This window comes from Nonomuraea sp. CA-141351, assembly GCF_050944675.1.
GTDB lineage: Bacteria > Actinomycetota > Actinomycetes > Streptosporangiales > Streptosporangiaceae > Nonomuraea.
On sequence record NZ_CP191982.1, the window covers coordinates 2,043,399 to 2,068,169 of the forward strand.

Below are 24,771 nucleotides of genomic sequence, written 5' to 3' on the forward strand. Positions count from 1 at the left end.
TTCAGCTGGTCAGCCGCTCTCATCCTCGAGGTGGTCGCAGAGCACGGCCTGAAGGGTCTGCCGGCGTCTGGACGCGAGCTCGGAAAGGAACTGGGGGGCCTCGGCGAAGCCGACGAGGTCAGTGATCACGTGCTCGCGTAGCCGCGTGCCGTGCCGCCTGAGCAGGGAGATCGTCTCGTGCGAGAGCCGCTCCCTGTCCCAGGCGTGTGCCAGGCCGCGCGGCACCCGGCCGATCTGGGCGCAGCGCACCGTCAGCCCGTTGTGGTGGAACTCCTCGCCCAGCCGCACCTCATCCGCGCCCTTGGTGTAGAAGGCGAGATCCACCAGCGTGCCCTGGGGGCGGAGCATCCTGAGGCCGAGCGCCAGCGCCCTGGTCTGGCCGCGGCACTGGAACACCACGTCGGCGCCCCGGTCGTCGCGGCCGTGCCGCCAGCGGCGCTTCAGGTCCATCGCCGGATCGTTGTCGGCCGCCAGGACGTTCGCGCCGAGCGCTTCGGCGACCGCGAGCCTGGCCGGGGTCTCGTCCACGACCACGACCTCGGCCGCGTCGCAGGACATGGCGAAGCAGGCCGTCAGCAGCCCGACCACGCCGGCGCCCACGACCGCGACCCGCCGCCCGCGCACGCCGTCGCCGAGCTGCTGCACGGCCGGGCCGTGCAGGTCATGGGCGGCGTGCAGGAGGCCGTTGGCGCAGATCGGGCCCATGTGGGCGACGTAGACGCCGAGTATCGGGTCGAGGTCGTCCGGCAGCGCCACGAACCGGTCGTTCATCGGGTCCGCCACGTACGCCGTGCGGTGCCCGTAGCACATCGCGACCAGCGCGCCTTCGCTCACCGCCCGCGTGCGCGTCTCCACCACCAGGCCGACCTGCATGTAGCCGATGCCGCGCACGGGATAGCTCACCGACGGCGCGCCCTCCGTGAACAGCCCGAGCGCCGGATCCCAGCTCGAGGACAGGTAGGGGTTGGTGCCCTTGACGTAGGTCAGCTCGGTGCCGGCCGAGACGCCACTGTGGGTGGTCGCCACCATGAACCCGCCCTCGGGGATCTCGGGCAGCTTCTCCTGCACCAGGCAGACCTCGCCGGGCCCCTCGATGCTGAGCACTGCGTTCATGGCCTCACTCCGTGAGGCGGCTCGGTCGCTGGGGCGCCGTCATTGAGCATCACCGGCCTCCGTTCGGCAGCGGACCGTGCGAGCGCCAGCGCCAGGCGATGGGTCCGCAGGGCCTCACCGTACGGCACGCGTACGTCGGCGTCCTTACCCTGCACGGCGTTGATGAACTCCCGGTCCACCCGCGTCTTCGCCAGGCCGTCGTCCTCGATCACCCGTTCGCCGTCCACGAGCAGCCGCGTTTCGCTGAGCTCCAGCGCGAGGCCCTCGGCGCACACCTCCAGGCCCACCCGGTGCTTCTGGGCGAGCAGGCAGGAGGTCGCCAGCAGCCCGGCCGCGCCGTCGGCGAAGCGCAGCACCGCCGCCGTCGCCCGGTCCACCTCGCCGTCGCTCTTGTTGTCCGCGGGTACGGCGTGCACCATCGTCACCTCGCCCACCAGGACCCGCGCCAGGTCCAGTACGTGGACCGCCTGCTCCACGATCTGGCCCCCGGACATGCTCCGGTCCAGCCACCAGGCGACCGGGGGCACCTTGTCGAGCCAGTGGCCCAGGGCGAGCCGTACCGGACGCTCGGCGAGAAGGTCGCGGGCCTGCTGGAGGATGTCGAGATAGCGCCAGTGGTGGCCGACCGCGGACGGCAGAGATCTCCGCTCGATTTCGGACGCGATGATTTCTGCGGTTTGGAGGTCGAGAGAAAGGGGTTTTTCCACAAAAATCGGCAGATTACACGACAGAACATCTTGTTCCGGGTTACCGTGCGCAAAAGGAGGCACACATACGTAGACGGCGTCAAGACCGCCGGCACTGAGGAGGTCGGCATGGCCGCCAAAGGCGGCGGTTCCATGCCTTGAGGCCAGAGCCTCGGCCTTGTGGGGATCTGTGTCGGCGATCCCAGCGATCGTGACATCGGGGAAGCCGGATAGTACATCTGCGTGGCGAGCTGCGACATTTCCGGCACCTATGATGCCGACGCGAGTCATTGGGGACACAATCCGGCATATGCCACGTCTACTCGCGGCCAAACAATGAGGTTCAAAGGCGCATAGATCGGGCAGAAGTCGTGACCTCATGAGATCGGGGCTGACTGCATGGAGACAGATCTTCTAGCCTTGGCCAGGGTCCAGGAGTGGTACGGTCCGCACTCGAGCACAGCAGCCGAGTGGCCGGTCGGTGCCTTAATGCTGGCCAAGGGATCCACGACGGTAAGCGTCGTACTTCCGGCGCGTGACGAAGAACTCACGGTGGGCGACATCGTCCGTGTGATCCGCCGTGACCTCGTCGAGCGCCTGCCGCTCGTCGACGAGATCCTGGTCGTCGACTCCAACTCCACCGACGCCACCGCCGAACGGGCGCGCGAAGCGGGCGCCCGCGTGGTGGCACAGGACCAGGTGCTCTCGCACCTGCCGCCGCTGACAGGCAAGGGCGAGGCGCTGTGGAAGGGGCTGGCCGCCTCCAGCGGCGACATCGTCGTGTTCGTGGACGCGGACCTGCGCAACTTCCCGGCGCACTTCGTGTCCGGCCTGGTGGGGCCGCTGCTGGTGAACAGCGACATCCACTTCGTCAAGGGGATGTACGAGCGGCCGTTCACGGGCGACGACGGGGTCGTGCGCCGCGGCGCGGGCGGGCGCGTGACCGAGCTGGTGGCCAGGCCCCTGCTCAACATGTTCTGGCCGGAGCTGGCCGGGTTCGCCCAGCCTCTCGGCGGCGAGTACGCCGCCAGGCGCGAGGTGCTGGAACAGGTGCCGTTCGTCACCGAGTACGGCGTGGAGTTCGGGCTCCTCGTCGACCTTTTCCAGCTCATCGGGCTGGACGCGATGGCCCAGGTGGACCTGGGCACGCGTACGCACTCGCACCAGTCGATGGCCGCGCTCGGCCGGATGGCCGGGCAGATCATGCTCACCGCCTGGTCCCGCCTGGAGCGGCAGGGCCGGATACTGCCGGCCGAACCTCCAGCGCACACGATGCTGCAGTTCGGGCTCGAAGGGGTTGACCTGGTGGACATGGCCGTGGCGGAGCGACCCCCGCTCGCCTCCCTCGTGCTTGAGGAGGATGTGGCATGAAAGTCCTGGTGAACGCGGGGCCGTGGCTCGCGGTCCCGCCCCCCGGCTACGGGGGGATCGAGAACGTGGTGGCCACGCTGGTGCCCGCGCTGCGCGAGCGCGGCGTGCAGGTCGTCCTGGCCTCCGTCGGGTCCAGCACGCTCGAAGTGGACGAGCTGATCAGCGTCTTCGACGACGGTCAGTTCACGGAGCTGCAGAAGCCGTACAACCTGGTCATGGGGATCGCGCACGCACACCAGGCCAGGGTGGCGGCCGAGCTGCGCGCCCGCGACGACATCGACCTCGTCCACGACCACGTAGAGGTCGTCGGGCCCACGGTGCTGTCGGCGCTCGCCGGACCGCCTGTCCTGCACACCCTTCACTGGGACCTGCACAAGCATCCGGCCTTCTACGGCGCCTTCCCGCCGGGGATCGCGGTGAACGGCGTCTCGCAGTCGCAGCTCGCCCGCGCCCCCGGCGCCCTGCGCGCGGCCTCGCTCGGCGCCGTCTACCTGGCCAGCCCGCTCGCCGACCGCGACCTGCGGGTCGATCAGGGCGAGCACCTGGTGGTCATGGGCCGGATCTGCGCGCTCAAGGGCCAGCACGTGGCGGCCAGGATCTGCCAGAAGCTCGGCCTCCCCCTGGTGCTCGCGGGGCCGGTCAGCGGCCGGGACACCGCCGCCGAGCTGGACGTCGTCGTCCAGAACCCGTACCACCCGCTGCACAGCCACCCTGACGTCCGCTACCACCTCGACCAGGTGTCCCGCTACCTTGACGGGAAGCTGGTCAGGTGGGTCGGAGCGGTGGGCGGCGCGGCCAGAGACGACCTCTACGCCTCGGCCAGGGCCGCGCTCTTCCCGATCCAGTGGGACGAGCCCGGCGGCACGGCGGTCGTTGAGGCGCTCGCGCTCGGAGTGCCCCCGGTCGGCCTGCGCCGCGGCTGCCTGCCCGAGATCATCGACCACGGCCGCACCGGGTTCCTGGCCGACTCCGAGGAGGAGCTGGCGGAGTGGGTGCTGCGGGTGGACGAGATCGATCCCGAGGAGTGCCGCAGGGAGGCCCGGCGCCGCTTCTCGCCGTCCGTCATGGCGGAGCGCTACCTGGAGCTGTACGAGCGAGTCATAGCCCGTTGACCTTGCCCGCTCTCGAACGGTCCCTCGTCCGCACCTCCATCGGGCGTGCCGTGCCCTCCCGAAGGGGGTCAGGCGAAGCCGCGGGGTAGCACGATGACCGGGCAGGGCGAGGCCCGCAGCGCCTTCATGGCCAGCTCGCCCAGGAACACCCGGTGCGGTTGCGCGTCCTCGCTCGCCGCGCACACCAGCAACTCGCCAGGGGCCCACTCGACGTCCGCGAGCGCGGCGGCCACGTCGTGCCCCTCGGCCACCTCCGACTCCGCCTCGATCCCCGTGGACTCCCACGCCAGCCGCACCGCCAGCGCGAGGTCGTCCCTGAGCTTGCCCTGGTCCTCCGTGCGCAGGTCGAGGGTGATCAGCCGGAGCGGGATGCCGAGCCGCAGCGCCGCCTGCGCGATGCGTTCGACCGCCTCGTCGCACTGCGGCCGGTGCACGTAGGCGAGTGTGAGGCGCTCCGGCCCGTTGACGGGGACGTACTGGGCGGGCGTCAGCATGACCGCCTCGGACGACAGGTGGAGCAGGTGGTCGGAGGTGGAGCCGATCGCGATGCGGCCGCGCTGGCCGCCGTCCGCCGAGCCGACCACGATCAGGTCGGCCCTGATCCGGCTGGCCAGCACCGAAAGCCCGCGACCCGTGCCCCTGCTCTCGTACGTGATGTACTCGGCCGGGGTGGGCCCCAGCTCCTCGGCCGCGTGCGCCAGGTTGGCCTGCGCCTCCACCGCCAGCCCCGGGCTGCCCGGCGGGTAGATCGTGGCCACCGTCAGCTCGCCGCCCGTGACGCGTGTGATCGCCGCGCCGAGGGCCAGCGCATCCCGCCCGCCCTGGTCGGTGGTGTAGCCGACGATCACGTGCTCTCCGATCACGACTGCCCTCCTACCCGCTCTGAGCTGGGAATACGCGGCCTTGATCGGAACGTTGTAAACCTGTGGAGGCGTAAAAAAGTGAAGATCACCCTTGATACCCGCTTCAACTTCAACGGGTCCGTCATGGTCACGCTCCGTGAAGCGGTTCAGCAGCTCAGGGAGCATGATTTGGCCTGCACGGTGGCCGCGGACACCGTGGACCAGAAGGTCACCATCTTCTCCGACTGCGTTGAGCGCGGGTTCACGCCGCTCCGCAGCGAGATCATGGCCGCCTACTACGTCGCCTCCCGCGACGCCACCGCCGAGGCGTTCGACCGGGGACTCATCACCAGAGGCGAGCTGGAGAGCCAGCAGGCAGCCCTCACCCGGCAGTTCCTCTTCTAGGCCTCTCCCGATATTTCGACCAAATGGTCGAGGTATTTGGCCGAATGGTCGAGATATTTGACGGCGATAGTTCGTAAGGTCGTGTCCACTGCTGATTAACGGATTGGACACCCGTGTACCGCGACATCGTCGACTTCGCCATGACCACGCCTGGATGGCTGCACACGCTCGCCGAAGTCGGGACGGACGCCGGGTTATTCCTGTTCGTGGCGCTGTTCGCTGTCGCCGCCCACCGGGCGTGGCGGGGTCCGGCCCGTGACCTGGCGCTGGTGATCGCGGGTCCGGCCGGGGTGGTGTTCGCATACGTCGTGAGCGAGGTCGTCAAGACCATCGTCAGGGAGGACCGGCCATGCCGGGGCGGGATCACCACGATCGCCGCGTGCCCGCCCTCCGCCGACTGGTCCTTCCCCAGCAACCACTCGGTGATCGCGGCCGGCGCCGCGGCCACGCTCGTTTTGGCCTGGCGCGCCCTCGCGTGGGTGGTGCTGCCGCTGGCGGCGGTCATGGCGTTCTCACGCGTCTTCGTGGGCGTGCACTATCCGCACGACGTGGTCGCGGGCTACCTCGTCGGGCTGACGCTGGCGCCGCTGTTCGCGCTGCTGGTGGTGGGGGCCGTCACTCCGGCGGTACGGCTCGCGAGAAGCCGTCTGTCGCCGCGATGAGCCGGTCCGTGATGCCAGGCTCGGTGAAGGCGTGCCCGGCGTCGTGGACGACCTGGAAGGCGGCCTCCGGCCAGGCCTTGTGCAGGTCCCAGGCGGTGGCCATGGGCGTGCAGGCGTCGTAACGGCCCTGCACGATCACGGCGGGGATGTGCCGGATCTTGTCCACGTCCCTGATGAGCTGGTCGGGCTCGAACCAGCCGCCGTGATGGAAGTAGTGGTTCTCGATGCGGGCGAAGCAGACGGCATGCTTGTCCTCGCCGTACTCCTCGACCCGGTCCGGGTCGGGCAGCAGCGAGATCGTGCCCCCCTCCCACTGGGTCCACGCCTTGGCCGCGGCCAGCCTGGCGGCCGCGTCGTCTCCCTCGAGCCGTCTGCGGAACGCGGCCATGAGATCGCCGCGCTCCTCGGGCGGAATGGGCGCCACGTACGACTCCCACAGGTCGGGGAACAGGTAGGAGGCGCCCTCCTGGTAGAACCAGCGCAGCTCGTGGGGCCGCAGCATGAAGATCCCCCGCAGGACCAGCTCGGTCGTACGCCCAGGATGCGCCTGCGCGTACGCGAGCGCCAGCGCGCTTCCCCAGGAGCCGCCGAACACCTGCCACCTGTCGATGCCGAGGTGCTCGCGCAGTTTCTCCATGTCGGCCACCAGGTTCCAGGTGGTGTTGGCAGTGAGGTCGGTGGCCGGGTCGCTGGCGTGGGGCAGGCTGCGACCGCAGTTTCGCTGGTCGAACAGGACGATCCGGTAGAGCTCCGGGTCCCACTGGCTCCGGTGCTTGGCCGTGCACCCGCCGCCGGGGCCGCCGTGCAGCATGACGGCGGGCTTGCCGCCGGGGTTGCCGCAGACCTCCCAGTAGATCTGGTTGCCGTCGCCCACATCCAGCAGGCCCGACTCGTACGGTTCGATGGGTGGGTACAGCGTTCTCATGGTCCCCGATCCTGCCTCGATTGCCGGTCCGTAGGATGATCGCATGGAGCTCGTGACCATTGATGACATCCGCGCCGCGGCCGGCCGAATCAAGGGAGTGGCGGTGCGGACGCCGCTCGTGCGGATGGGCGAGGCGTTGGTGAAGCCGGAGAGCCTGCAACCCGTTGGAGCGTTCAAGATCCGGGGAGCCTACAACGCCGTGGCCTCGTTGCGGCCCGACGGCGTCGTCACCCACTCGTCCGGCAATCACGGGCAGGCCCTGGCCTATGCGGCCAAGGAGTTCGGGGTGCCGTGCGTGGTGGTCGTGCCCGAGGGGGCGCCCCAGGTGAAGCTGGCCGCCATCGAAGGATGGGGCGCCGAGACCGTCATCGTGCCGCCCGATCAGCGGGAGGTCGTCGCCGAGAAGCTGGCGCAGGAGCGGGGGCTGACGCTGGTGCCGCCCTACGACCATCCGTTGGTGATCGCGGGGCAGGGGACCGTCGGACTGGAGATCGTCGAGGACTCGCCCGAGGTCGAGGTGGTGCTCGTGCCGGTGGGCGGCGGCGGGCTGGCCTCCGGGGTCAGCACGGCCGTCAAGGCGCTGCGGCCCGACGCCAAGGTGATCGGGGTCGAGCCCGAGCTGGCCGCCGACGCCGCGGAGAGCCTGGCCGCCGGGCACCTGGTGCAGTGGGGGGCGGCCCGGACGTTCAAGACGATGGCCGACGGGCTGCGTACGGGGCTGTCCGAGCTGACGTTCGCGCACCTCAGCCGGCGGCTCGACGGGATCGTCACCGTGTCTGAGGACGAGATCAGGGCCGCCATGGGCCACCTGGCGCGGTCGGCGCGGCTCGTGGCCGAGCCCAGCGGGGCGGTCACCACGGCGGCGCTCCTGTCCGGCAGGGTCCCGGCCGGGCGCACGGTGGTCGTGCTGTCCGGGGGGAACGTCGATCCCGCCCTGCTCAGGCAGGTGATCTAGGTCCACTCGTGGCGGCTCAGGAATGAGCGGTCGCCCGTGGCGTACTCGTTGAAGGCCGCCTGCACCTCCGCCAGCTCGGGCACCATGGTCCGGATCAGCGTGCCCTCCTTGTACTCCAGCTCGTAGCCGGGGGAGACCTGTAGGAAGTGGCGGCCGAAGTTGACCAGGGCCACGAACGGATTCTGCGCTGACAGTGTGGCCAGGACGTCGTGGACGAGGCCGAGGTCCGGGTCGTGGACGATCATGCCGTCGCCCGTGTGGAGCTGCATGCCCTCGTACACGCCGAGCGGCGCCACGTTGTGCACCAGGTCGCGCTGCGGGTCGTAGCAGACCAGCCCGTGTGCCTGGGCGACCGTGAAGACCTGCGCGGACGTCTCGTCCATCGTGTCCAGGTCCATCGACACGAGCACGTGGCCCGGATAGAGCGTGACCTCTCCGGGCAGCTCCTTGGCGACGTCGGGCACCTCTCCTCCGGCCACGGGGGAAGTGCGCTTCACCGCCAGATAGGTGGCGCGGGCCTGGTCCCTGCTGATCGGCACCGGCTCGTCCCACACCATCAACTCAACGCTCATCGGTCCATCTTGTCGGACCGGCACCCTGCCCGCGCACCACTGCGCCCAAGTGCCGGAAAGCCGCGCGGGCCATCTTTGGGCAAACCTACGTGGGCTTCTCCGAATCCGGCACCAGCTCGACCGTGCAGGCGGCGCACCGGCGGGCCTCTGCCGGGATGTCGGTGAGGCATTCGGGGCACTGCTTGGTCGTGGCCTTCTTGTCCCGGTCGAACAGGCTGATCAACCGGGTCATCGGGGCCACGATCAGCCAGTAGATGACCACGGAGACGACCAGGAAGCTGAGCAGGTGGTTGAGGAAGTCGCCGTACTTGAACTGGCTGCCGTTGATCGTGAAGGAGTAGTCGGAGAAGTTCGGCTGCCTGCCGCCCGTGATGGCGCCGATCAGCGGGGTGATCAGATCGGTGACGAGGGCCTGAACCAGACCGCTGAACGTGGCGCCGACGATCACCGCCACCGCGAGCTCGACGATGTTGCCCCGGAGTAAGAACCTTCTGAAGCCGCCCATGGGCCAGCACGTAGCCAGGATCGGCTGTGGCAAACCATGCTGGATGCGTGGGCCGCCTCCGATACCGCGCCGTCGGGGACGGCTCACCCTTTTTCAGCTGGAGTAATGACGTGGCGACAGTGGAAGGAACAAAGCGGCTTGTCGGGTAGAGCGAGGGAACGGAACATGGGAGAGACCGCAAGGGAGCCTCGATGATCGAGATCTGGCCGGGTGACCCCTATCCTCTCGGGGCGACCTATGACGGCGCGGGCACGAACTTCTCGCTCTACACCGAGGTCGCGGACGCGGTTGAGCTGTGCCTGTTCGACGAGGACAACGTCGAGTCGAGGGTGCCGCTCACCGAGGTCGACGGCTTCATCTGGCACGGCTACCTGCCGGGGATCGGGCCGGGCCAGCGGTACGGCTACCGCGTCCACGGGCCCTACGACCCGGCCCACGGCCTGCGGTGCAACGCGGGCAAGCTGCTGCTCGACCCGTACGCCATGGCCATCGAGGGGGGCGTGGACTGGAACGAGGCGGTCTACGGCTACCGGTTCGGCCAGCCCGACACGCGCAATGACATGGACTCGGCCCCGTACGTGCCGCGCTCCATCGTGATCAACCCGTTCTTCGGCTGGGGGCACGACCGGCCGCCCGCGACGCCGTACCACGACACGGTGATCTACGAGGCCCACGTGCGGGGCCTGACGATCAGCCACCCGAAGATCCCCGATCACCTCCGCGGCACGTACGCGGCGCTCGGACACCCCGAGATCCTCGACCACCTCACCAAGCTCGGCGTGACGGCGCTGGAGCTCATGCCGGTGCACCAGTTCGTCACCGACCACATCCTGGAGCAGCGCGGCCTGTCCAACTACTGGGGCTACAACTCGATCGGCTTCTTCGCGCCGCACAACCGCTACTCCAGCCAGGGGCAGCGCGGCGGGCAGGTGCTGGAGTTCAAGGCCATGGTCAGGGCGCTGCACGAGGCCGGCATCGAGGTCATCCTCGACGTCGTCTACAACCACACCGCCGAGGGCAACCACCTGGGGCCGACGCTGGGGCTCAGGGGGATCGACAACCTCAACTACTACCGGCTGGTCGAGAACGACAAGCGGTATTACGTGGACACCACGGGCACGGGCAACAGCCTGCTGATGCGCTCGCCGCACGTCCTGCAGATGATCATGGATTCCTTGCGTTACTGGGTCATCGAGATGCACGTCGACGGGTTCCGCTTCGACCTGGCCTCGACGCTGGCCAGGGAGCTGCACGAGGTCGACCGGCTGAGCTCGTTCTTCGACCTGGTGCAGCAGGACCCGGTGCTGTCGCAGGTCAAGCTGATCGCCGAGCCGTGGGACGTCGGGCCGGGCGGATACCAGGTCGGAAACTTCCCGTCTCGGTGGACGGAGTGGAACGGGCGCTACCGCGACACGATCCGCGACCTGTGGCGCGGGCAGGCGGCCACGTTGCCCGAGTTCGGCTCCAGGTTCACCGGGTCGAGCGACCTCTACCAGGATGACAGCCGCCGTCCCGCCGCCTCGATCAACTTCGTCACCTGCCACGACGGCTTCACCTTGCAGGACCTCGTCTCGTACAACTTCAAGCACAACGAGGCGAACAAGGAGGGCAACCGCGACGGCACCGACGACAACAGGTCCTGGAACTGCGGTGAGGAGGGCCCGGCGGGCGACGCCGTGGAGTCGCTGCGCGAGCAGCAGAAACGCAACTTCCTCACCACGCTCTTCCTGTCGCAGGGCGTGCCGATGCTCTCCCACGGCGACGAGCTGGGCCGCACGCAGAAGGGCAACAACAACGGCTACTGCCAGGACAACGAGCTGACCTGGGTCGACTGGTCGGACGTGCGGGAGAACTGGCTGCTGCTGGAGTTCACCCAGAGCCTGGCCGCGCTGCGCAAGAGACATCCGGTCTTCCGCCGCAGGCGCTTCTTCTACGGCAAGCCGGTACGCGGCCAGAACGACATCGCGTGGCTCACCCCCACAGGAGAGGAGATGACCGACAGCGACTGGAACGTCGGATACGCCAAGTCACTGGCCGTGTTCCTCAACGGTGAGGCCATCACCGAGCCGGACCGTCGCGGCCGCCCGATCAGGGACGACTCGTTCCTGCTGCTGTTCAACGCCCACCACGACACCATCAAATTCACGATCCCCAAGGATTACGGAGAGATGTGGCAGACCGAGATCGACACCGCCATGCCGATCAAGCTCGACGCGCGGATGTGCCGCGGCGGCGAGGCCATCGAGGTGCCGGGGCGTAGTGTGCGGGTGCTGCGCCGTGTCTAGGCCCTCCTCCACCTACCGGGTGCAGCTGACCCCCGACTTCGGCTTCGCCGAGGTAGCCGAGATCGCCGGCTACCTGCGCGACCTCGGCGTCAGCCACGTCTACCTGTCGCCGGTCCTGCAGGCGACACCCGAGTCGCGGCACGGCTACGACGTCACCGACCACTCCAGGATCAGGGAGGAGTTCGGCGGGGCGGCGGGGTTCAGGGAGATGGCGCAGCAGCTCGCCGCCCATGACCTGGGCATCGTGGTGGACATCGTGCCCAACCACATGAACACGGTCAACGCGCAGTTCTGGTCGGTCCTCAAGTACGGGCCTGCCTCGCCGTACGCGAACTGGTTCGACATCGACTGGTCCGAGGGGAAGGTCGCCCTGCCCGTCCTGGGGGACGACACGGAGCCTCACGTGGACGGCGACGTGCTGCGTTACCACGACCACGCCTATCCCCATCCCGGCCACTACCGGCTGGTCGACTGGCGCGAGGGGCCCGGCTACCGGCGCTTCTTCGACGTGTCGTCGTTAATCGGGCTGCGGGTCGAGGATCCGTCCGTGCTGTTCGCCACCCATGAGGTGATCTTCTGGCTCCTCGACGAGGGGCTGGTGGACGGGCTGCGGGTCGATCACCCCGACGGGCTGGCCGACCCGCGGGGCTACCTCGAACGGCTGCGCGCCAGGGCGGGCGAGACCTGGACCGTGGTCGAGAAGATCCTCATCGGGCCCGAGCGGCTGCCGGGCGACTGGGCCTGCGACGGCACCACAGGTTACGACGTGCTCAATCGTGTCAACGGCCTCTTCGTGGATCCCGCCGGCAAAGCTCCCCTTGTCCAGCTTTTTGCGGACATGACCGGGCAACCTTCCGAGTACCGGCCCGTGATGGCGCAGGCCAAACGGGAGGTGCTCGACCTGTTCTTCGGCGCCGAGGTCGCACGCCTCGCCGCCGCCGCCGGTCAGGACCCCGCCGCCGTGCGCGAACTGCTCGCCGCGATGCCGGTCTATCGCGCGTACGTGGTGCCGGGCGAGCCGCCGCCGCCCGAGTCCGTCGAGATCGTCGAGCTGGCCGCCGAGGCATGCTCGCCCGCCGTGCTGCCGCTCGCCCGCGAGGTCCTGTACGGCTCCGCCGAGGCGATCGTGCGCTTCCAGCAGTCGTGCGGCCCGGTCATGGCCAAGGGCGTGGAGGACACGGCGCTCTACCGGTGGTATCCGCTGGCGTGCCTGAACGAAGTGGGAGGGGAGCCGGACGCGTTCGGGGTGCCGGTGGAGGAGTTCCACGACTTCTGCGCCGAGATGTGGCCGTACACGATGACCACGCTGTCCACGCACGACACGAAGCGGTCCGAGGACGTACGTGCCCGGCTGTCGGTGCTGTCGGAGATGCCCGGGGAGTGGGCCGCCGCGGTGTCGTCGTGGTCGTCCTCGGTGCGCTTCGATCCCCATCTTGACTACCTGGCCTGGCAGAACCTCATGGCGGCCTGGCCGATCTCGGCCGAGCGGCTCACGGACTACCTGCTCAAGGCGGCGCGGGAGGCCAAGACCGCCATTTCCTGGATAAATCCTGATCCGTCCTATGAGCGAGGCTTGCGGGAGTTCGCGGCGGCGGCCGTGCGGCTGCCCGTGGGCGAGTTCACCGCACGCATCGAGCCCTTCGCGATGTCGAACTCACTCGGAGCCAAGCTCGTGCAGCTCATGATGCCGGGGGTGCCCGATGTGTACCAAGGCAACGAGACGACCGACTTCTCGCTGGTCGATCCCGACAACCGGCGGCCCGTGACGTACCCCCGCAAACCGGAGACCTCCTGGGACGCCGCCAAGCTGCTGGTGACGACGCAGGCGCTGCGGCTGCGCCGCCGTCTCGGGGGAGCGGCGCCGTACCGGCCGCTGGAGGCGGAGGGGCCCTCCGCGGAACACGTGATCGCCTTCGCCCGGGGCGATCGTCCTCAGGCCGTCGCGGTCGCCACCCGGCTACCTGTGCGGCTTGCCCGTTCGGGGTGGGGCTCCACGTCCCTGACGCTCCCCGCCGGCACCTGGCGCGACCTGCTCACCGGCGCCCTCCACACGGGGCGGATCCCGCTCGCGCACCTGCTCGGTCAGTATCCGGTCTCACTTCTGGAGAGACATGATCTTTGAGGTCTGGGCGCCCAAGGCCACGACTGTCGAACTGTCCGTCGGGGATGTCCGCCACGCGATGTCGCGCGGGGAGGGGGGCTGGTGGTCGGTCGAGGTGGCGGGGGCCTCGCACGGCACACGGTACGCGTACATGGTGGACGGCGAAGGGCCGTACCCGGATCCCAGGTCGCGGCGGCAGCCGGAGGGGATCTTCGGGCCCAGCGCGGTGTACGACCACGCTCGCTTCACCTGGTCCGACTACGACTGGAAGGGTCGTGACCTGCGGGGAGGCGTGATCTACGAGCTGCACGTGGGAACGTTCACGCAGGAGGGGACGTTCTCGGCGGCCGTCGAGAAGCTGCCGCACCTCGTGGAGCTCTGCGTCGACTTCGTGGAGGTCATGCCGGTCGCGCCCGTGCCCGGAGGGCGTAACTGGGGGTACGACGGGGTGGATCTGTACGCGGTCAACGAGACGTACGGGGGGCCTGACGGGCTCAAGTCGTTCGTGGACGCGTGTCATCGGGCCGGGATCGGGGTCATCCTGGACGTCGTCTACAACCACCTCGGGCCGTCGGGGAACTTCCTGCACCCGTTCGGACCCTATTTTTCCGGATTTAAGGGCAGTTACTGGGGCGATGCCGTCAATCTGGACGGGCCGGACTCCGACGAGGTGCGGCGGTACTTCGTCGGCAACGCCGTTCAGTGGCTACGTGACTACCACATCGACGGGCTGCGGCTGGACGCCGTTCACGCGTTGCACGACCGCCGCGCCCGGCACCTGCTGGCGGAGCTGTCGGAGGAGGTCGACGCGCTGGTCTGCTCGGTCGGCCGCCCTCTGTCGCTGATCGCCGAGTCCGACCTGAACGACCCGCGCATGGTGCGCTCGCTGGACGCCGGCGGCCTGGGCATGACCGCTCAGTGGGACGACGACGTACACCATGCCCTGCACTGCGCGGTGAGCGGGGAGTCGCACGCCTACTACTCGGACTTCGCCTCGCTGCCGGCGCTGGCGAAGGTGCTGACCTCGGGCGTGCTGCACGACGGCGGCTATTCGACCTTCCGCGGCCGCTCCCACGGCGGCTCTTTCGCGGGCGTGCCCGGGCACCGGCTGGTGGCCTGCGTCCAGAACCACGACCAGATCGGCAACCGCCCCAAGGGCGATCGGCTGCCTGTCCCCGCGCTCAAGCTGGGAGCGGGTCTGCTGCTGACCTCCCCGTTCACGCCGATGTTGTTCATGGGGGAGGAGTGGGGGGCGCGCACGCCGTTCCTGTTCTTCTCCGATCACGTCGAGCCCGCGCTTCGCGAGAGCGAGGGCGCGCGGAGGGAGCGCGAGTTCGAGGGGTTCGGGTACGTGTGGGACGCGCCCGATCCCTCGGACGAGGAGACGTTCCTGCGGTCGAAGCTGGACTGGAGCGAGGCCAAGGAAGAGGAGCACTGGTCGCTGCTGTGCTGGTATCGCGACCTGATCGCGCTGCGCAAGGCGCTGCCGGAGCTGTCGGATCCGCGGCTGGATCGGGTTCGGGTGGAGGTGGATCCGCTGGAGAAGTGGCTGCTGATGTGGCGGGGGTCGCTGGCCGTGGCGGTGAACTTCGCACAGGAGTCGGTCACGGTGCCGGTGCCGCCGGGGACGGTGCTGCTGGCGTCGGACGAGCCGGTGGTGGCGGACGGGAAGAACATGCGCCTCCCGGCTCAGTCCATGGCCATCAGCAGGCCCACCCTCCCCTGATCCCGTTGTCCACAGGGACGATCGCAACTCCGGGCCCCATCCACAGAACCCCGCTCCACTCCACCCAAGCGGTCCCCGTTCACCGATGATCCTGAGTGCCTCACCGACTCCCCTCCTTGGAGCACTCACCCATGAAGATCGTCCTCCCCTTGCCCGGCACGCTCACGTCCCTCTTCATCGTGGCCATGGAGCAGTTGCTGTTCGACGTCGAGTCGTTCCTGCCCTGGCGCATCAGCGGCCCCTACCGGAGAGCCGTGATCGGCGCCATGGGCAGCGGAGTCCTGACGGTGGCCCATCATCGGACCCCGTGGAAACCGACAGCGGCCGACCTCACCGACGACGAAAGACGCCGCCTACGACGTACCAGACAACATGTGGTGGTCTCCGCGACCGCGCCCGCGCACAAGCTCCCTGCCAGCGTCCAGGCCGCGAGAGCCGCCGCCCGCGCGCTGGCCCGCGAATGCGACGGCCTGCTGCTCGACCCACTGACGGGTTCGACCGTCCTCACCTGCGGCAGATGCGCGGGCGAGCCCACGGACTTCCGCCTCGACGACGACTGGCTGTCCTGGGACGTCCAGGTCCACGACGCCGCGACCTGCCCGCCCTGGGACCCGGCGGACACGGGCGTGTGCGACTGCCTCCGCGTCACCTCCCGGGGCCTCCGCCGCTTCGCCCTCCCGGAGATCACCCTCGACGGCGCCGCCTGCGCCCACAACCTGTGCGCGACCAACCTCCTGCGCACGGTGGCCCATCGCCTGGCGGCGGACCACCTGGCCCACGTCGCCGCCCACCCGGGAGCCACCGAGCGCGAGATCGACGACTTCCTCCAAATCCACGCCTCGGACCAGCCGGACGGCGGCCTCCCCTTCGGCGTCCAGCTGACGCCGTACGACGCGGAGCTGGGCGAACTGGGCCGCACAGGCACGATCCGCCGTTTGAAGATCGGCCCGGCTCGCGGCACAGGCCAGATCACCTGCCTCAAGGTCGGCCCGCCTTCAGGCTTCCCCGGCTCCCTGAACGACTGGCTATGCGCCACCCAGACAGCCGTGCACTCTCCACTGACGCTGATCACCCCCCACCGCCCAACCCAACCTCAGACCTCAGACCCGATCCGTCCGCATACCCCAGCCCGAGTGTCGCCACCGGCCATCGCGGCCTGACACCCCCGTGGGGCGGTGTCCTCCGAGCCACCGACAAGCCAGTGCGGACAGCGCAATGAGCACTGAACTGGGGGCGATGTCCCATCGGAGGCCTGTCCGCACCCAAGTCCTGAGACGCCGGCGGGCTGTAACGGATGGGGCAGATGTGATGAATGTGGTGTGATTTGTTAATAAAAGTCCTGATTGTCCTGAACCAAAATGGGACGTCTGCCCGTCCAAGTGACGTGATCCCGTTTGAGATGATCGACGAAGATCTACGCACGGCCCGCCAGCGAGCCCACAGGTGGGAGAAGCTGCACGAGCGCCGCGCGGTCATCGCCGCCCTGGTGCGCGAGGCCCAGCAGCAGCTGGATGCGATCGAGGTGTGGGATCAGGAGCAGGCAGCCGTCGAGGAGGCGAAGCTGCGGGCTTACGGGGTCGTGCTCGCAGAGGTGGATCAGGAGCTGGCCGAAGTGGGTCCGGCGCGTGCCCTCTACGAGGAACTGCTGGCACGTGAGGAGCGGCGGCTGGCCGCGTCTGCCGATCCTCGGGGCGCTGAGCTGCTGGAGATCGGGCGGTTGCTGGCCGAGCTGAACGTCGAGCTGCCTGCTTGGGAATGTGCCAGGGCGGCCGGGTTCGCGGTCCTGCGTGGTGAGGGGGTGGTGGACGAGTTCGTCCGGAAGGTGGAGGCCCTCGGCATGATGATGGCCGGCGTTGAGGGGGTGGGCGCCGTCCATGACCTGGTGAATCAGCTGGGGGAGCGCTGCCGCGAGCTGGAGGGACTGCGTCACCGGCTGCGGACTCGTCGGGAGGAAGTGCTCCTCGGCTGATCCGGCTGCTGATCTGAGGGTCACGCTCAAATCCGGTCGGAGCAGGGCGGACGGACCAGTCGGCCTGGCATCGGAGGCCGGGCCGGCGAGTCCGGGGTTGGGCCCGGCGGCGGAGAACGGCGGGACGAGCGGTAATGGGCCCCGGCACCGGAGGCGGAAGCGGTGCCGGAACCGTCCCGTGGCGGGCGGGCGGTGGGTCAGCGGCTGAGGACCTGCCTCAGGACGTGCTCCAGGGTCGCTGCCGGGTTCGGGGCGAGGCCGGTGGAGCGCCAGGCCACGTAGCCGTCCGGCCGGACCAGTACGGCGCCGCCCCCGCCGACCCCGTACCGCTCCCGGAAGCGCCTCTCCACGTCCATCAGTTCCTCATCCACCATCACCCGCGTGAGCTGGATCCCGAGCCGTTCCTTGACCACCCGCCCGGCGTCCATCCACACCTGGCCCGCCTCCTTGTCGGCCAGCAGCACGAAACCCGAGCCGAACAGGTCGATGGTCGAGATGCGCTGCCCCTCCCAGTCGAGGGTCACGTGAGGGGCGCGGCTGCCGGGACGTCCGTTCGGTAGGCGTGGGTCCTCCAGGATCGAGCCGTCGTCGCCGGGTTCGTCCAGGATGGCCGTGGAGTGATAGCGGAACCCGATGATGGCGCCGACGGGATCGTCGAGGGGTTCCGGGTAGCCGACGCGGGCCGCGGGAGGCATGCGTACGCCGAGGTTGGCGAGCTGGGCGTCGGCCGTCAGGACGCTGATCGGGCGGCGTTCGGCGTCGTACGTGTCGAGGAACGCGGGTCCGGCCTGGCCCGTGACGACCAGCCAGAGTCGCCAGGCGAGGTCGCAGCCGTCCTGGAGCGCCGTGCTGCCGCCCTGCCCGCCGGTGGGCGGCATGGTGTGGGCCGCGTCCCCGGCGAAGAAGACCCGGCCCACGCGGTACGTGTCAGCCAGCACATGCGCCATGGCGAAGGACGCCTTGTCCAGCACTCGGACGTCCAGATCGGGCCGGTCGGCCGCTGTCCGTACCAGGTCTACGCAGCGCTCCTCGGTGAAGTCGGCCTCGCTCTCGCCCTCGGCGTAGTTGACGCCCAGCACGTGCGCCCCCACCCCGGTGCCGGTCACGATCACGCCGGTGAAGGCGTCGTTCTGCAGGTACCAGAGCGTGACCTCCCGCTCGCGCACCAGCCCGGTCAGGTCGGCGTCGAACATGATCGAGCACATCCGGCCCAGCTCGCCCTTGCCTGAGGTGGGCACGTTCAGGAGGTTCCGAAGCGGGCTCCGGTACCCGTCGGCGGCCACCACGTAGTCGGCCCGCACGAGGTGCTCCCCGCTCGCGTCACGGATGAGCGCCGTCACGTCGTCCTCGTCCTGTTCCAGCGAGATCAGCTCGGTCGAGAACCGCAGGTCGGCGCCCAGCTCCTCGGCCTTGAACCGCAGTATCCGCTCGATCTCCGCCTGTGGTGCCCCCACCTGCGCGACGGGCGTGATGTCGGCCAGGAAGGCAAAGTCCTCGCGCTCGTCGTTCATGATCATGTGAGGGTTCGGGTCGGCGAGGCTCTTGGCGATCGCGATGCGCATGCTCTCGCCGATGCCGGCCCAGACGTCGCTGAGTTCCTGCTCTATGCCGGGTACGGGACGCAGCAGCTCGACGGCTCGCGGGCCGACGCCGAACGCCTTCGGCTGGACCGAGGTGCTCGGATGCTTCTCCACCAGCATGACCGGTACGTCGCGCCATGCCAGGAGTGCCGCCGTGCTCAGGCCCGCGTACCCACCGCCCACGACCAGGACGGGAACCCGCTCTTGTTCCATGCTTCTCCACCTCCGGGAACGCGTAGTATCGCGTTTGCGGTCAGGCGACACGATATGTCGCGTCTGGAGAAACAGTCAAGACATATCTCGAACTTGGAGGGCGCACGCCTCTCCCCGGTCCACGTCGGCATGAAGGACTGGCCGGCAGTCCCAACCGGCACCGAGCCGCACAACCTGACATCCAGGTTGCTGCCTTGATTGAGCCCCGAGGCGCCGCCTCCGGCGGCGACAACCCATAACATCGTCGCCATGAGTGATGAACCGAAATACCTGCGACTCACGGTCGAGTTGACTGTCGAGGTGCTCGACGTGGACGCGCTACAGGCGGCGGCGCTGGCCGAGATCAGGCATCCCGACGCCGACCTGACCGAAGAGGAGCGCACCGAGCAGGCCGAGCTCGTCGCCTCCGACGAGACCGGCGCCTCGGCGCTGCAGTGGCTGATCGAGCCCGACCACGTGCTGCAGCTCGTCGACCACATCACCGAGATCGAACCGCGCGAGGCGGTGCTCGGGGTGGAGCCGTCGGAAGGGCCGAGCGAGGACGAGGAAGAAGAGCACGACCACGTGTGACGTGCGGCGGCGGCCACGGCGTTCTGAGACGTCGTGGCTTTTCGCACTTTGGGGCTGCCTCCGGAGCTCGCTAAGATCGAATTCCACGGGCAGGTCGCAAGGGAGCAGGCAGTGATCGTCGCATTTTCCATCACCCCGCTGGGCGTCGGCGAAGGGGTCGCTGAGCCCGTCGCCCGCGCCGTCAAGGTGGTCCGCGACAGCGGGCTGCCCAACCGGACGGACGCGATGTTCACCACGATCGAGGGCGAGTGGGACGAGGTCATGGACGTGATCAAGCGTGCCGCGGAAGCGGTGGGCGAGGTCGCGCCGCGAGTGAGCCTGGTGTTGAAGGCTGACATCCGACCCGGGGTCACGGATGCCATGACCTCCAAGGTCGAGTCCCTGGAACGTCACCTGCCGTAGCTTGCGTAGGGGGCATGCCGGGAAACACCCAGACGCAGGGGCACACGCACTTGTGGCTTCTCGGTGGCGCCATGGCGGCCCCCTACGTCACCCTGGCCGACCCCAAGAGCTTCACGCGTGATCCAGACGTACACGATCCGAGGACTGCCAGAAGCCCTGCCCGAGTCGACCGCCACCATCGTGGATCCGGGCCCGGCGGCAGCCACCTTGGGCTCTGCTCGGCGAAGTGCCGAAACCGGCGATGCGCCGACCCCGGATGAGCCCCTTGCCGAGGGACCACGCCGGACAGACGTACCCGCCGACCGGACTACCCCGAGCTCTTAGGGCAGCTTCCACTCGACAGGGGTGGCGCCCTGCTGGACGAGCAGTTCATTGGCCCGGCTGAACGGACGCGAGCCGAAGAAGCCGCTGCGGGCCGAGAGCGGGGAGGGGTGAGCCGACTCGATGCGCGGGATGTCGCCCAGCATGGGCGCGAGGTTGCGCGCGTCGCGGCCCCAGAGGATGGCGACCATCGGCTTGTTGCGGGCCACGAGCGCGTGGATGGCCTGCTCGGTGACCTGCTCCCAGCCCTTGCCCCGGTGGGAGGCGGGCTTGCCGGGCATCACGGTGAGGACCCTGTTGAGCAGCAGGACGCCCTGCTCGGCCCATGGCGTCAGGTCGCCGTTGGAGGGGCGGGGGAGGCCGAGGTCGGTCTCCATCTCCTTGTAGATGTTGACCAGGCTGCCGGGCAGCGGCCGCACGTCGGGCGCCACCGAGAACGACAGGCCGACCGGGTGGCCGGGCGTGGGGTAGGGGTCCTGGCCCACGATCAGGACCTTGATCTCGTCGAAGGGCTGGTTGAAAGCACGCAGCACGTGCGCGCCCGCGGGCAGGTACTGCCTGCCTTCGGCGATTTCCTTACGCAGGAACTCACCCATGTCGGAGATCCGCTCGGCGACGGGCTCGAGCGCACGGGCCCATCCGGCTTCGACGACTTCGTTCAGTGGACGACCGGCCATGGCCGTTGAGCTTATCTAGGTCTGGTACGGCTTGCTGCCGAAACGTCGGCTCGAGCCGTACCAGAATGATCACAACGACGGTTTGCCCGGCTTGAAGAGCCAGGCGTCGAAGAGGGCGTCGAGTTGCTTACCGGACACCCGCTCCGAAAGAGCGATGAAGGCGGCGGTGTCGGCGTTGCCGTACTTGTGCTCAGAAGCCCACGTGCGAAGGATCTTGAAGAACGACTCGTCGCCCACCGTGCTGCGCAGGGCGTGCAGCGTCATCGCGCCGCGGTCGTAGACCGGGTCGTGGAAGAGGTTGGCCGGGCCGCCCGGGTCGGCAGGGGGCGTCTGCCAGAACTCGTCGTCGGCCGCCCGCGCGTAGGCCGCGTCGAACGAGCTCTGCACGGTGCGGGTGCCCTGTTTGTCCGCCCAGAGCCACTGCGCGTACGTGGCGAAGCCCTCGTTGAGCCAGATGTCGCGCCAGAGCGTCGGCGTCACCGAGTCGCCGAACCACTGATGTGCCAGCTCGTGGGCCAGCAGCGACTCGCTCGGCACATGAGGGTAGACGGGCCGGCTCTGGCTCTCCAGGGCGTAGCCGACCTCGGGTGCGTCGTCGGCGATCCCGCCGGTGGAGGAGAACGGGTACGGGCCGAAGAGCGAGCTGAAGTAGTCGAGCACGGGAGCGTGCCGCTCGGCGAAGTTCGTCGCGCTGTCGGCGAGCTTGGAGTCCACGGCGGTGATCACGTGGTAGCCGCCGACCCGGGTGTCGGTGAGCTGGAACTTCCCGATCGACACGGTGGCCAGGTAGCTCGCCATCGGCTCGCGCGAGTTCCAGACGTACGTCGTGCGCTCGCCCTTCGTCACCTTCGACACCAGGTCGCCGTTGGCCACCGCCACCCGGCTCCTGGGCACGGTCACCGTGAAGCGGTAGGTGGCCTTGTCGGTCATGTGGTGGTTGCCGGGATACCAGGTCATCGCGCCCTGGGGCTCGTTGGCGTTGAACACGCCGTCGTTCGTCCTGATCCAGCCGTCCACGGAGCCGTCCGGGTCGACGACGTGCTCGGGCTTGCCGTCGTACTGGACGAGGACGGAGAAGCCCCGCCCGGCGGGCAGCGTGGAAGGGGGTGTGATCACCAGTTCGGAGCCGCTCTGGGAGAACGTGGCGGGCCGGCCGTCCAACGTCACGGAGCGCACCGAGAGTGTGCTGACCAGGTCGAGGTCGAAGCGGCTCAGCGCCTGCGTGGCCCGGGCGGAGATGCGCGCCACCCCTGCCAGACGGTCAGGGCCCGGGTCGTAGTCCAGCGTGAGGTCGTAGTGGCCGGCGTCGTAACCGCCGTTCCCCTGGTCGGGGAAGTACGGGTCGCCCGCGCCCGGTGCGCCGGGCTGGGCCTCCTGCGCGATGGCGGGGGTGAGGGGTAGGGAGATGAAGGCTGCTGCGGCGAGAGCGAGAAGACGCTTCATTGAAGGATCATAGAGCCGCGGTGCGGGCGCCCACCGGAACCGGCGGGCGCCCGCAAGCGTGTCACTTCACGGATCCGGCCATCATGCCCTGGACGAAGTACCGCTGGAACGCGAAGAACAGGACCAGCGGAATGATCAGCGACAGGAAGGCACCGGACGACAGGATGTCGACGTTCGACCCGAACTGCCGCATCTGAGACTGCAGGGCCTTGGTCATCGGCTGGTTGTCGGTGTTGGCGAAGACCAGCGCGATGAGCATGTCGTTCCACACCCACAGGAACTGGAAGATGCCCAGCGATGCGATGGCGGGCTTGCCCAGCGGGAAGACCACCGACACGAAGATCTTCCACTCGGGCGCTCCGTCCATCCGCGCCGCCTCCAGCAGAGAGGAAGGGATGCCGACGAAGAAGTTGCGGAGCAGGAAGATCGCGAATGGCAACCCGAATGCCGTGTGGAACAGCACCACGCCCGGGATCGAGCCGAAGATCCCGACGCCTCCGTAGAAAGAGGCGACGGGGATCAGCGCGATCTGGATGGGCACGATCAGCAGCCCGACCACGATGAGGAACCCCAGGTCCCGCCCGGGGAACTCCATCCAGGCGAACGCGTAGGCGGCCATGGCGGCGATGCCGATCACCAGGATCGTGGTCGGCACCGTGATCGCCACGGTGTTCCAGAAGGACGAGGTGAAGCCGCTGGCCAGCAGGTTCTTGTAGTTCGCGAGGGTCAGCTCGGCCGGCTTGGTGAAGACCGTCCACCAGCCCTCCGCGGTGTTGACCTGTGTCGTACGCATCGAGACGACCAGCAGGCCCAGCGTCGGCACCAGCCAGAACAGGCCGAGGAACACCATCACGACCTGGACGGCGCCGCCGCCGATCCGGTCCACGATCTTGCCCAGCACGCCCCTGCGCGGCGCCCCCGTCTCCAGCCCTGTCGGCGCGGTAGCGGTCGCGGTCGTCACGAGTCTCCCCTCCTGAACCGGCGGATGTTCATGATCATGAAGGGAAGGACCAGAATCAGCAGGAAGACGGCCAGCGCGCTGCCCAGGCCCTGGTTGTTCCCGCCGCCGAACGACACGCGCCACATCTCCAGCGCGATCACGTTCGCCTGCGGCTGGACCGAGCCTGGCGCGATGATGAAGACCAGGTCGAACACCTTCAGCGTATTGATGATCATCGTCACGAACACGACGAGCAGCACCGGCGACAGCAGCGGTACGGTGATCTTGCGGAACACCTGCCATTCCGTGGCGCCGTCGATGCGGGCCGCCTCCAGCGCGTCACGCGGGATCGCCGCGAGCCCGGCCGCGATCAGCACCATGGCGAACCCTGCCCACACCCAGACGAACGCGCCGATGATCGCCGGGGTGATGAGCGCCGGGCCCAGCCAGCTCAGGCCGCCGTAGGAGGCCTGGAAGTTCGACCGCGGGAGCCGTACGACATAGGAGCCCGCGGGCAGGCCCTGGAAGCGGAACGAGCCGTCTTCGGCCGTCGTGGCGGTTCCGGCGACCTTGCCGTTCTGAACGGCCTCGACGGTCATGCCCGGCAGGCCCTTCTCAGAGCCGTCGACCTCGCCGTTCTTGCCGCCGCCTCCCGGCGTGAAGTCGAACCAGACGGTCCCCGAAAGGTCGCCGGCGGCCGCGGGGGCCTTGGCGGGCTGGGCGTTGCCCGGCAGCACGTTCGGCTTGACGCCCACGATCGGGATCAGCACCGGCTGGCCCGCCTGGACGGGTTGCTTGGTGACGACCGCGCCGCCGTCGGCGGCGACCGACGACTGGTCGCCCTCACGCGGGCGCGCCTCCGGGTAGCCCTGCGAGGAGGAGAACGTGTCGTGCACCGTGGTGAGCACGGCGTTGGCAAGGCCCTTGGCAGGGTCCTGCTCGTAGACGAGACGGAAGATCACGCCGGCCGCCATCAGCGAGACGGCCATGGGCATGAACACGATCAGCTTGAACGCCGTCGACCATCTGATCCGCTCGGTCAGTACCGCGAAGATCAGGCCCAGCGTGGTGACCACGATCGGCGCGACGACGACCCAGATGAGGTTGTTGCGGATCGTCGTGAGCGTGCCGGAGTCGGAGAAGATCGTGGCGTAGTTGCCCAGTCCCACGAATCCGGTGCCCGCCGAGTCGAACAGGCTTCGGAAGATGGAGTAGACGATCGGGTAGACCACCCAGATGCCCAGCAGCAGCGCCGCCGGGAGGAGGAAGGCGATGGCGACCGTCGGCGATGGGCCGAGGCGTCTCTTGGTACGGGGGGTTTCAGCCGGTCCGGTGGAGGACCCGTCCGCGATCTTCGCGGACGGGGCCTGCGGGCCGTCCAACCGTTCGGTCACGG

The 24,771-nt window shown here is 68.8% G+C and carries 23 protein-coding genes; 12 read left to right on the top strand and 11 right to left on the bottom strand.

The genetic code is table 11. The features are described from left to right. Positions 1-9: 9 nt before the first annotated feature. Positions 10-1,113: a zinc-dependent alcohol dehydrogenase gene (locus ACQPWU_RS10160; protein WP_433438582.1), complete on the bottom strand. Its 1,104-nt coding sequence runs from the start codon at positions 1,111-1,113 to the stop codon at positions 10-12. Continuing rightward, positions 1,110-2,180: a Gfo/Idh/MocA family protein gene (locus tag ACQPWU_RS10165; protein ID WP_433438583.1), complete on the bottom strand. Its 1,071-nt coding sequence runs from the start codon at positions 2,178-2,180 to the stop codon at positions 1,110-1,112. Before ACQPWU_RS10165 ends, ACQPWU_RS10160 begins: the two co-directional genes overlap by 4 nt. Before the next feature lie 18 nt (positions 2,181-2,198). On the opposite strand from ACQPWU_RS10165, the gene ACQPWU_RS10170 reads away from it, so the two are divergent. Next, entirely contained in the window at positions 2,199-3,170 is a 972-nt protein-coding gene (locus ACQPWU_RS10170) for a glucosyl-3-phosphoglycerate synthase (RefSeq protein WP_433438584.1), read from the top strand. Beyond that, positions 3,167-4,282, top strand: a complete 1,116-nt coding sequence (locus tag ACQPWU_RS10175) for a glycosyltransferase (RefSeq protein WP_433438585.1) — start codon at positions 3,167-3,169, stop codon at positions 4,280-4,282. Before ACQPWU_RS10170 ends, ACQPWU_RS10175 begins: the two co-directional genes overlap by 4 nt. Before the next feature lie 68 nt (positions 4,283-4,350). On the opposite strand, the gene ACQPWU_RS10180 is transcribed toward ACQPWU_RS10175, so the two are convergent. Then, positions 4,351-5,145: a universal stress protein gene (locus ACQPWU_RS10180; protein WP_360686774.1), complete on the bottom strand. Its 795-nt coding sequence runs from the start codon at positions 5,143-5,145 to the stop codon at positions 4,351-4,353. Positions 5,146-5,223: 78 nt separating this feature from the next. Between ACQPWU_RS10180 and ACQPWU_RS10185 the strand changes: the two genes are divergently transcribed. Continuing rightward, positions 5,224-5,529, top strand: a complete 306-nt coding sequence (locus tag ACQPWU_RS10185) for a hypothetical protein (protein WP_433438586.1) — start codon at positions 5,224-5,226, stop codon at positions 5,527-5,529. 113 nt (positions 5,530-5,642) lie between these two features. Continuing rightward, positions 5,643-6,191, top strand: coding sequence for a phosphatase PAP2 family protein (locus ACQPWU_RS10190; RefSeq protein WP_433438587.1), 549 nt, complete (start codon positions 5,643-5,645; stop codon positions 6,189-6,191). Here ACQPWU_RS10190 and pip read toward each other — a convergent pair. Continuing rightward, positions 6,145-7,116: a prolyl aminopeptidase gene (gene pip, locus ACQPWU_RS10195; protein WP_433438588.1), complete on the bottom strand. Its 972-nt coding sequence runs from the start codon at positions 7,114-7,116 to the stop codon at positions 6,145-6,147. The genes ACQPWU_RS10190 and pip overlap by 47 nt on opposite strands. Before the next feature lie 43 nt (positions 7,117-7,159). On the opposite strand from pip, the gene ACQPWU_RS10200 reads away from it, so the two are divergent. Next, on the top strand, positions 7,160-8,071 hold the full coding sequence (locus ACQPWU_RS10200) for a threonine ammonia-lyase (RefSeq protein ID WP_433438589.1): 912 nt from the start codon (positions 7,160-7,162) through the stop codon (positions 8,069-8,071). Here ACQPWU_RS10200 and ACQPWU_RS10205 read toward each other — a convergent pair. Both ACQPWU_RS10205 and mscL read right to left on the bottom strand, forming a co-directional pair. Next, on the bottom strand, positions 8,068-8,643 hold the full coding sequence (locus ACQPWU_RS10205) for a hypothetical protein (RefSeq protein ID WP_433438590.1): 576 nt from the start codon (positions 8,641-8,643) through the stop codon (positions 8,068-8,070). The genes ACQPWU_RS10200 and ACQPWU_RS10205 overlap by 4 nt on opposite strands. 85 nt (positions 8,644-8,728) lie before the next feature. Further along, complete coding sequence (mscL, locus tag ACQPWU_RS10210) at positions 8,729-9,148, bottom strand: large conductance mechanosensitive channel protein MscL (RefSeq protein WP_433438591.1); 420 nt, start codon at positions 9,146-9,148, stop codon at positions 8,729-8,731. Between the two features lie 191 nt (positions 9,149-9,339). Between mscL and glgX the strand changes: the two genes are divergently transcribed. From glgX to ACQPWU_RS10235, 5 genes are all read left to right on the top strand, one after another. Beyond that, positions 9,340-11,433 (top strand): glycogen debranching protein GlgX, encoded by a 2,094-nt coding sequence (gene glgX / locus ACQPWU_RS10215; protein WP_433438592.1) that lies wholly within the window; start codon positions 9,340-9,342, stop codon positions 11,431-11,433. Continuing rightward, positions 11,426-13,555, top strand: coding sequence for a malto-oligosyltrehalose synthase (treY, locus tag ACQPWU_RS10220; protein ID WP_433438593.1), 2,130 nt, complete (start codon positions 11,426-11,428; stop codon positions 13,553-13,555). Before glgX ends, treY begins: the two co-directional genes overlap by 8 nt. Then, positions 13,545-15,260 carry a malto-oligosyltrehalose trehalohydrolase gene (gene treZ / locus ACQPWU_RS10225; protein ID WP_433438594.1) on the top strand — a complete coding sequence of 572 codons (1,716 nt, stop codon included), beginning with the start codon at positions 13,545-13,547 and terminating at the stop codon, positions 15,258-15,260. The genes treY and treZ overlap by 11 nt, the downstream gene beginning before the upstream one ends. A gap of 131 nt (positions 15,261-15,391) precedes the next feature. Next, the gene (locus ACQPWU_RS10230) at positions 15,392-16,420 is read left to right on the top strand and encodes a hypothetical protein (RefSeq protein WP_433438595.1); all 1,029 of its coding nucleotides are present in this window, start codon (positions 15,392-15,394) and stop codon (positions 16,418-16,420) included. Between the two features lie 239 nt (positions 16,421-16,659). Further along, positions 16,660-17,229 (top strand): hypothetical protein, encoded by a 570-nt coding sequence (locus ACQPWU_RS10235; protein WP_433438596.1) that lies wholly within the window; start codon positions 16,660-16,662, stop codon positions 17,227-17,229. Positions 17,230-17,426: 197 nt separating this feature from the next. Here ACQPWU_RS10235 and ACQPWU_RS10240 read toward each other — a convergent pair whose 3' ends face one another. After that, positions 17,427-19,022, bottom strand: a complete 1,596-nt coding sequence (locus tag ACQPWU_RS10240) for an FAD-dependent monooxygenase (RefSeq protein ID WP_433438597.1) — start codon at positions 19,020-19,022, stop codon at positions 17,427-17,429. Between the two features lie 249 nt (positions 19,023-19,271). Between ACQPWU_RS10240 and ACQPWU_RS10245 the strand changes: the two genes are divergently transcribed. Together ACQPWU_RS10245 and ACQPWU_RS10250 are read left to right on the top strand one after the other, a co-directional pair. Beyond that, a complete protein-coding gene (locus tag ACQPWU_RS10245) occupies positions 19,272-19,592 on the top strand; it encodes a hypothetical protein (protein WP_360686811.1) in 321 nt (106 codons plus the stop codon). 111 nt (positions 19,593-19,703) lie between these two features. Further along, positions 19,704-19,994, top strand: coding sequence for an MTH1187 family thiamine-binding protein (locus ACQPWU_RS10250; protein WP_433438598.1), 291 nt, complete (start codon positions 19,704-19,706; stop codon positions 19,992-19,994). A gap of 320 nt (positions 19,995-20,314) precedes the next feature. Here ACQPWU_RS10250 and ACQPWU_RS10255 read toward each other — a convergent pair whose 3' ends face one another. The 4 genes from ACQPWU_RS10255 to ACQPWU_RS10270 all read right to left on the bottom strand — a co-directional run bounded on the left by ACQPWU_RS10255 (position 20,315) and on the right by ACQPWU_RS10270 (position 24,769). Further along, positions 20,315-20,992, bottom strand: coding sequence for a uracil-DNA glycosylase (locus ACQPWU_RS10255; RefSeq protein ID WP_433438599.1), 678 nt, complete (start codon positions 20,990-20,992; stop codon positions 20,315-20,317). 69 nt (positions 20,993-21,061) lie between these two features. Further along, positions 21,062-22,435: a M1 family metallopeptidase gene (locus ACQPWU_RS10260; protein ID WP_433438600.1), complete on the bottom strand. Its 1,374-nt coding sequence runs from the start codon at positions 22,433-22,435 to the stop codon at positions 21,062-21,064. A gap of 61 nt (positions 22,436-22,496) precedes the next feature. Next, entirely contained in the window at positions 22,497-23,396 is a 900-nt protein-coding gene (locus ACQPWU_RS10265) for a carbohydrate ABC transporter permease (protein ID WP_433438601.1), read from the bottom strand. Next, positions 23,393-24,769: an ABC transporter permease subunit gene (locus ACQPWU_RS10270; RefSeq protein ID WP_433438602.1), complete on the bottom strand. Its 1,377-nt coding sequence runs from the start codon at positions 24,767-24,769 to the stop codon at positions 23,393-23,395. Before ACQPWU_RS10270 ends, ACQPWU_RS10265 begins: the two co-directional genes overlap by 4 nt. Positions 24,770-24,771 lie beyond the last annotated feature (2 nt).

What these genes read in the sequence shown, in the direction of transcription:
- ACQPWU_RS10160 (WP_433438582.1), bottom strand. Translation starts at nt 1,113, where the DNA reads ATGAACGCAGTGCTCAGCATCGAGGGGCCCGGCGAGGTCTGCCTGGTG.
- ACQPWU_RS10165 (WP_433438583.1), bottom strand. Translation starts at nt 2,180, where the DNA reads ATGAGGTCACGACTTCTGCCCGATCTATGCGCCTTTGAACCTCATTGT.
- ACQPWU_RS10170 (WP_433438584.1), top strand. Translation starts at nt 2,199, where the DNA reads ATGGAGACAGATCTTCTAGCCTTGGCCAGGGTCCAGGAGTGGTACGGT.
- ACQPWU_RS10175 (WP_433438585.1), top strand. Translation starts at nt 3,167, where the DNA reads ATGAAAGTCCTGGTGAACGCGGGGCCGTGGCTCGCGGTCCCGCCCCCC.
- pip (WP_433438588.1), bottom strand. Translation starts at nt 7,116, where the DNA reads ATGAGAACGCTGTACCCACCCATCGAACCGTACGAGTCGGGCCTGCTG.
- ACQPWU_RS10200 (WP_433438589.1), top strand. Translation starts at nt 7,160, where the DNA reads ATGGAGCTCGTGACCATTGATGACATCCGCGCCGCGGCCGGCCGAATC.
- ACQPWU_RS10205 (WP_433438590.1), bottom strand. Translation starts at nt 8,643, where the DNA reads ATGAGCGTTGAGTTGATGGTGTGGGACGAGCCGGTGCCGATCAGCAGG.
- mscL (WP_433438591.1), bottom strand. Translation starts at nt 9,148, where the DNA reads ATGGGCGGCTTCAGAAGGTTCTTACTCCGGGGCAACATCGTCGAGCTC.
- glgX (WP_433438592.1), top strand. Translation starts at nt 9,340, where the DNA reads ATGATCGAGATCTGGCCGGGTGACCCCTATCCTCTCGGGGCGACCTAT.
- treZ (WP_433438594.1), top strand. Translation starts at nt 13,545, where the DNA reads ATGATCTTTGAGGTCTGGGCGCCCAAGGCCACGACTGTCGAACTGTCC.
- ACQPWU_RS10230 (WP_433438595.1), top strand. Translation starts at nt 15,392, where the DNA reads ATGAAGATCGTCCTCCCCTTGCCCGGCACGCTCACGTCCCTCTTCATC.
- ACQPWU_RS10235 (WP_433438596.1), top strand. Translation starts at nt 16,660, where the DNA reads ATGATCGACGAAGATCTACGCACGGCCCGCCAGCGAGCCCACAGGTGG.
- ACQPWU_RS10240 (WP_433438597.1), bottom strand. Translation starts at nt 19,022, where the DNA reads ATGGAACAAGAGCGGGTTCCCGTCCTGGTCGTGGGCGGTGGGTACGCG.
- ACQPWU_RS10245 (WP_360686811.1), top strand. Translation starts at nt 19,272, where the DNA reads ATGAGTGATGAACCGAAATACCTGCGACTCACGGTCGAGTTGACTGTC.
- ACQPWU_RS10255 (WP_433438599.1), bottom strand. Translation starts at nt 20,992, where the DNA reads ATGGCCGGTCGTCCACTGAACGAAGTCGTCGAAGCCGGATGGGCCCGT.
- ACQPWU_RS10260 (WP_433438600.1), bottom strand. Translation starts at nt 22,435, where the DNA reads ATGAAGCGTCTTCTCGCTCTCGCCGCAGCAGCCTTCATCTCCCTACCC.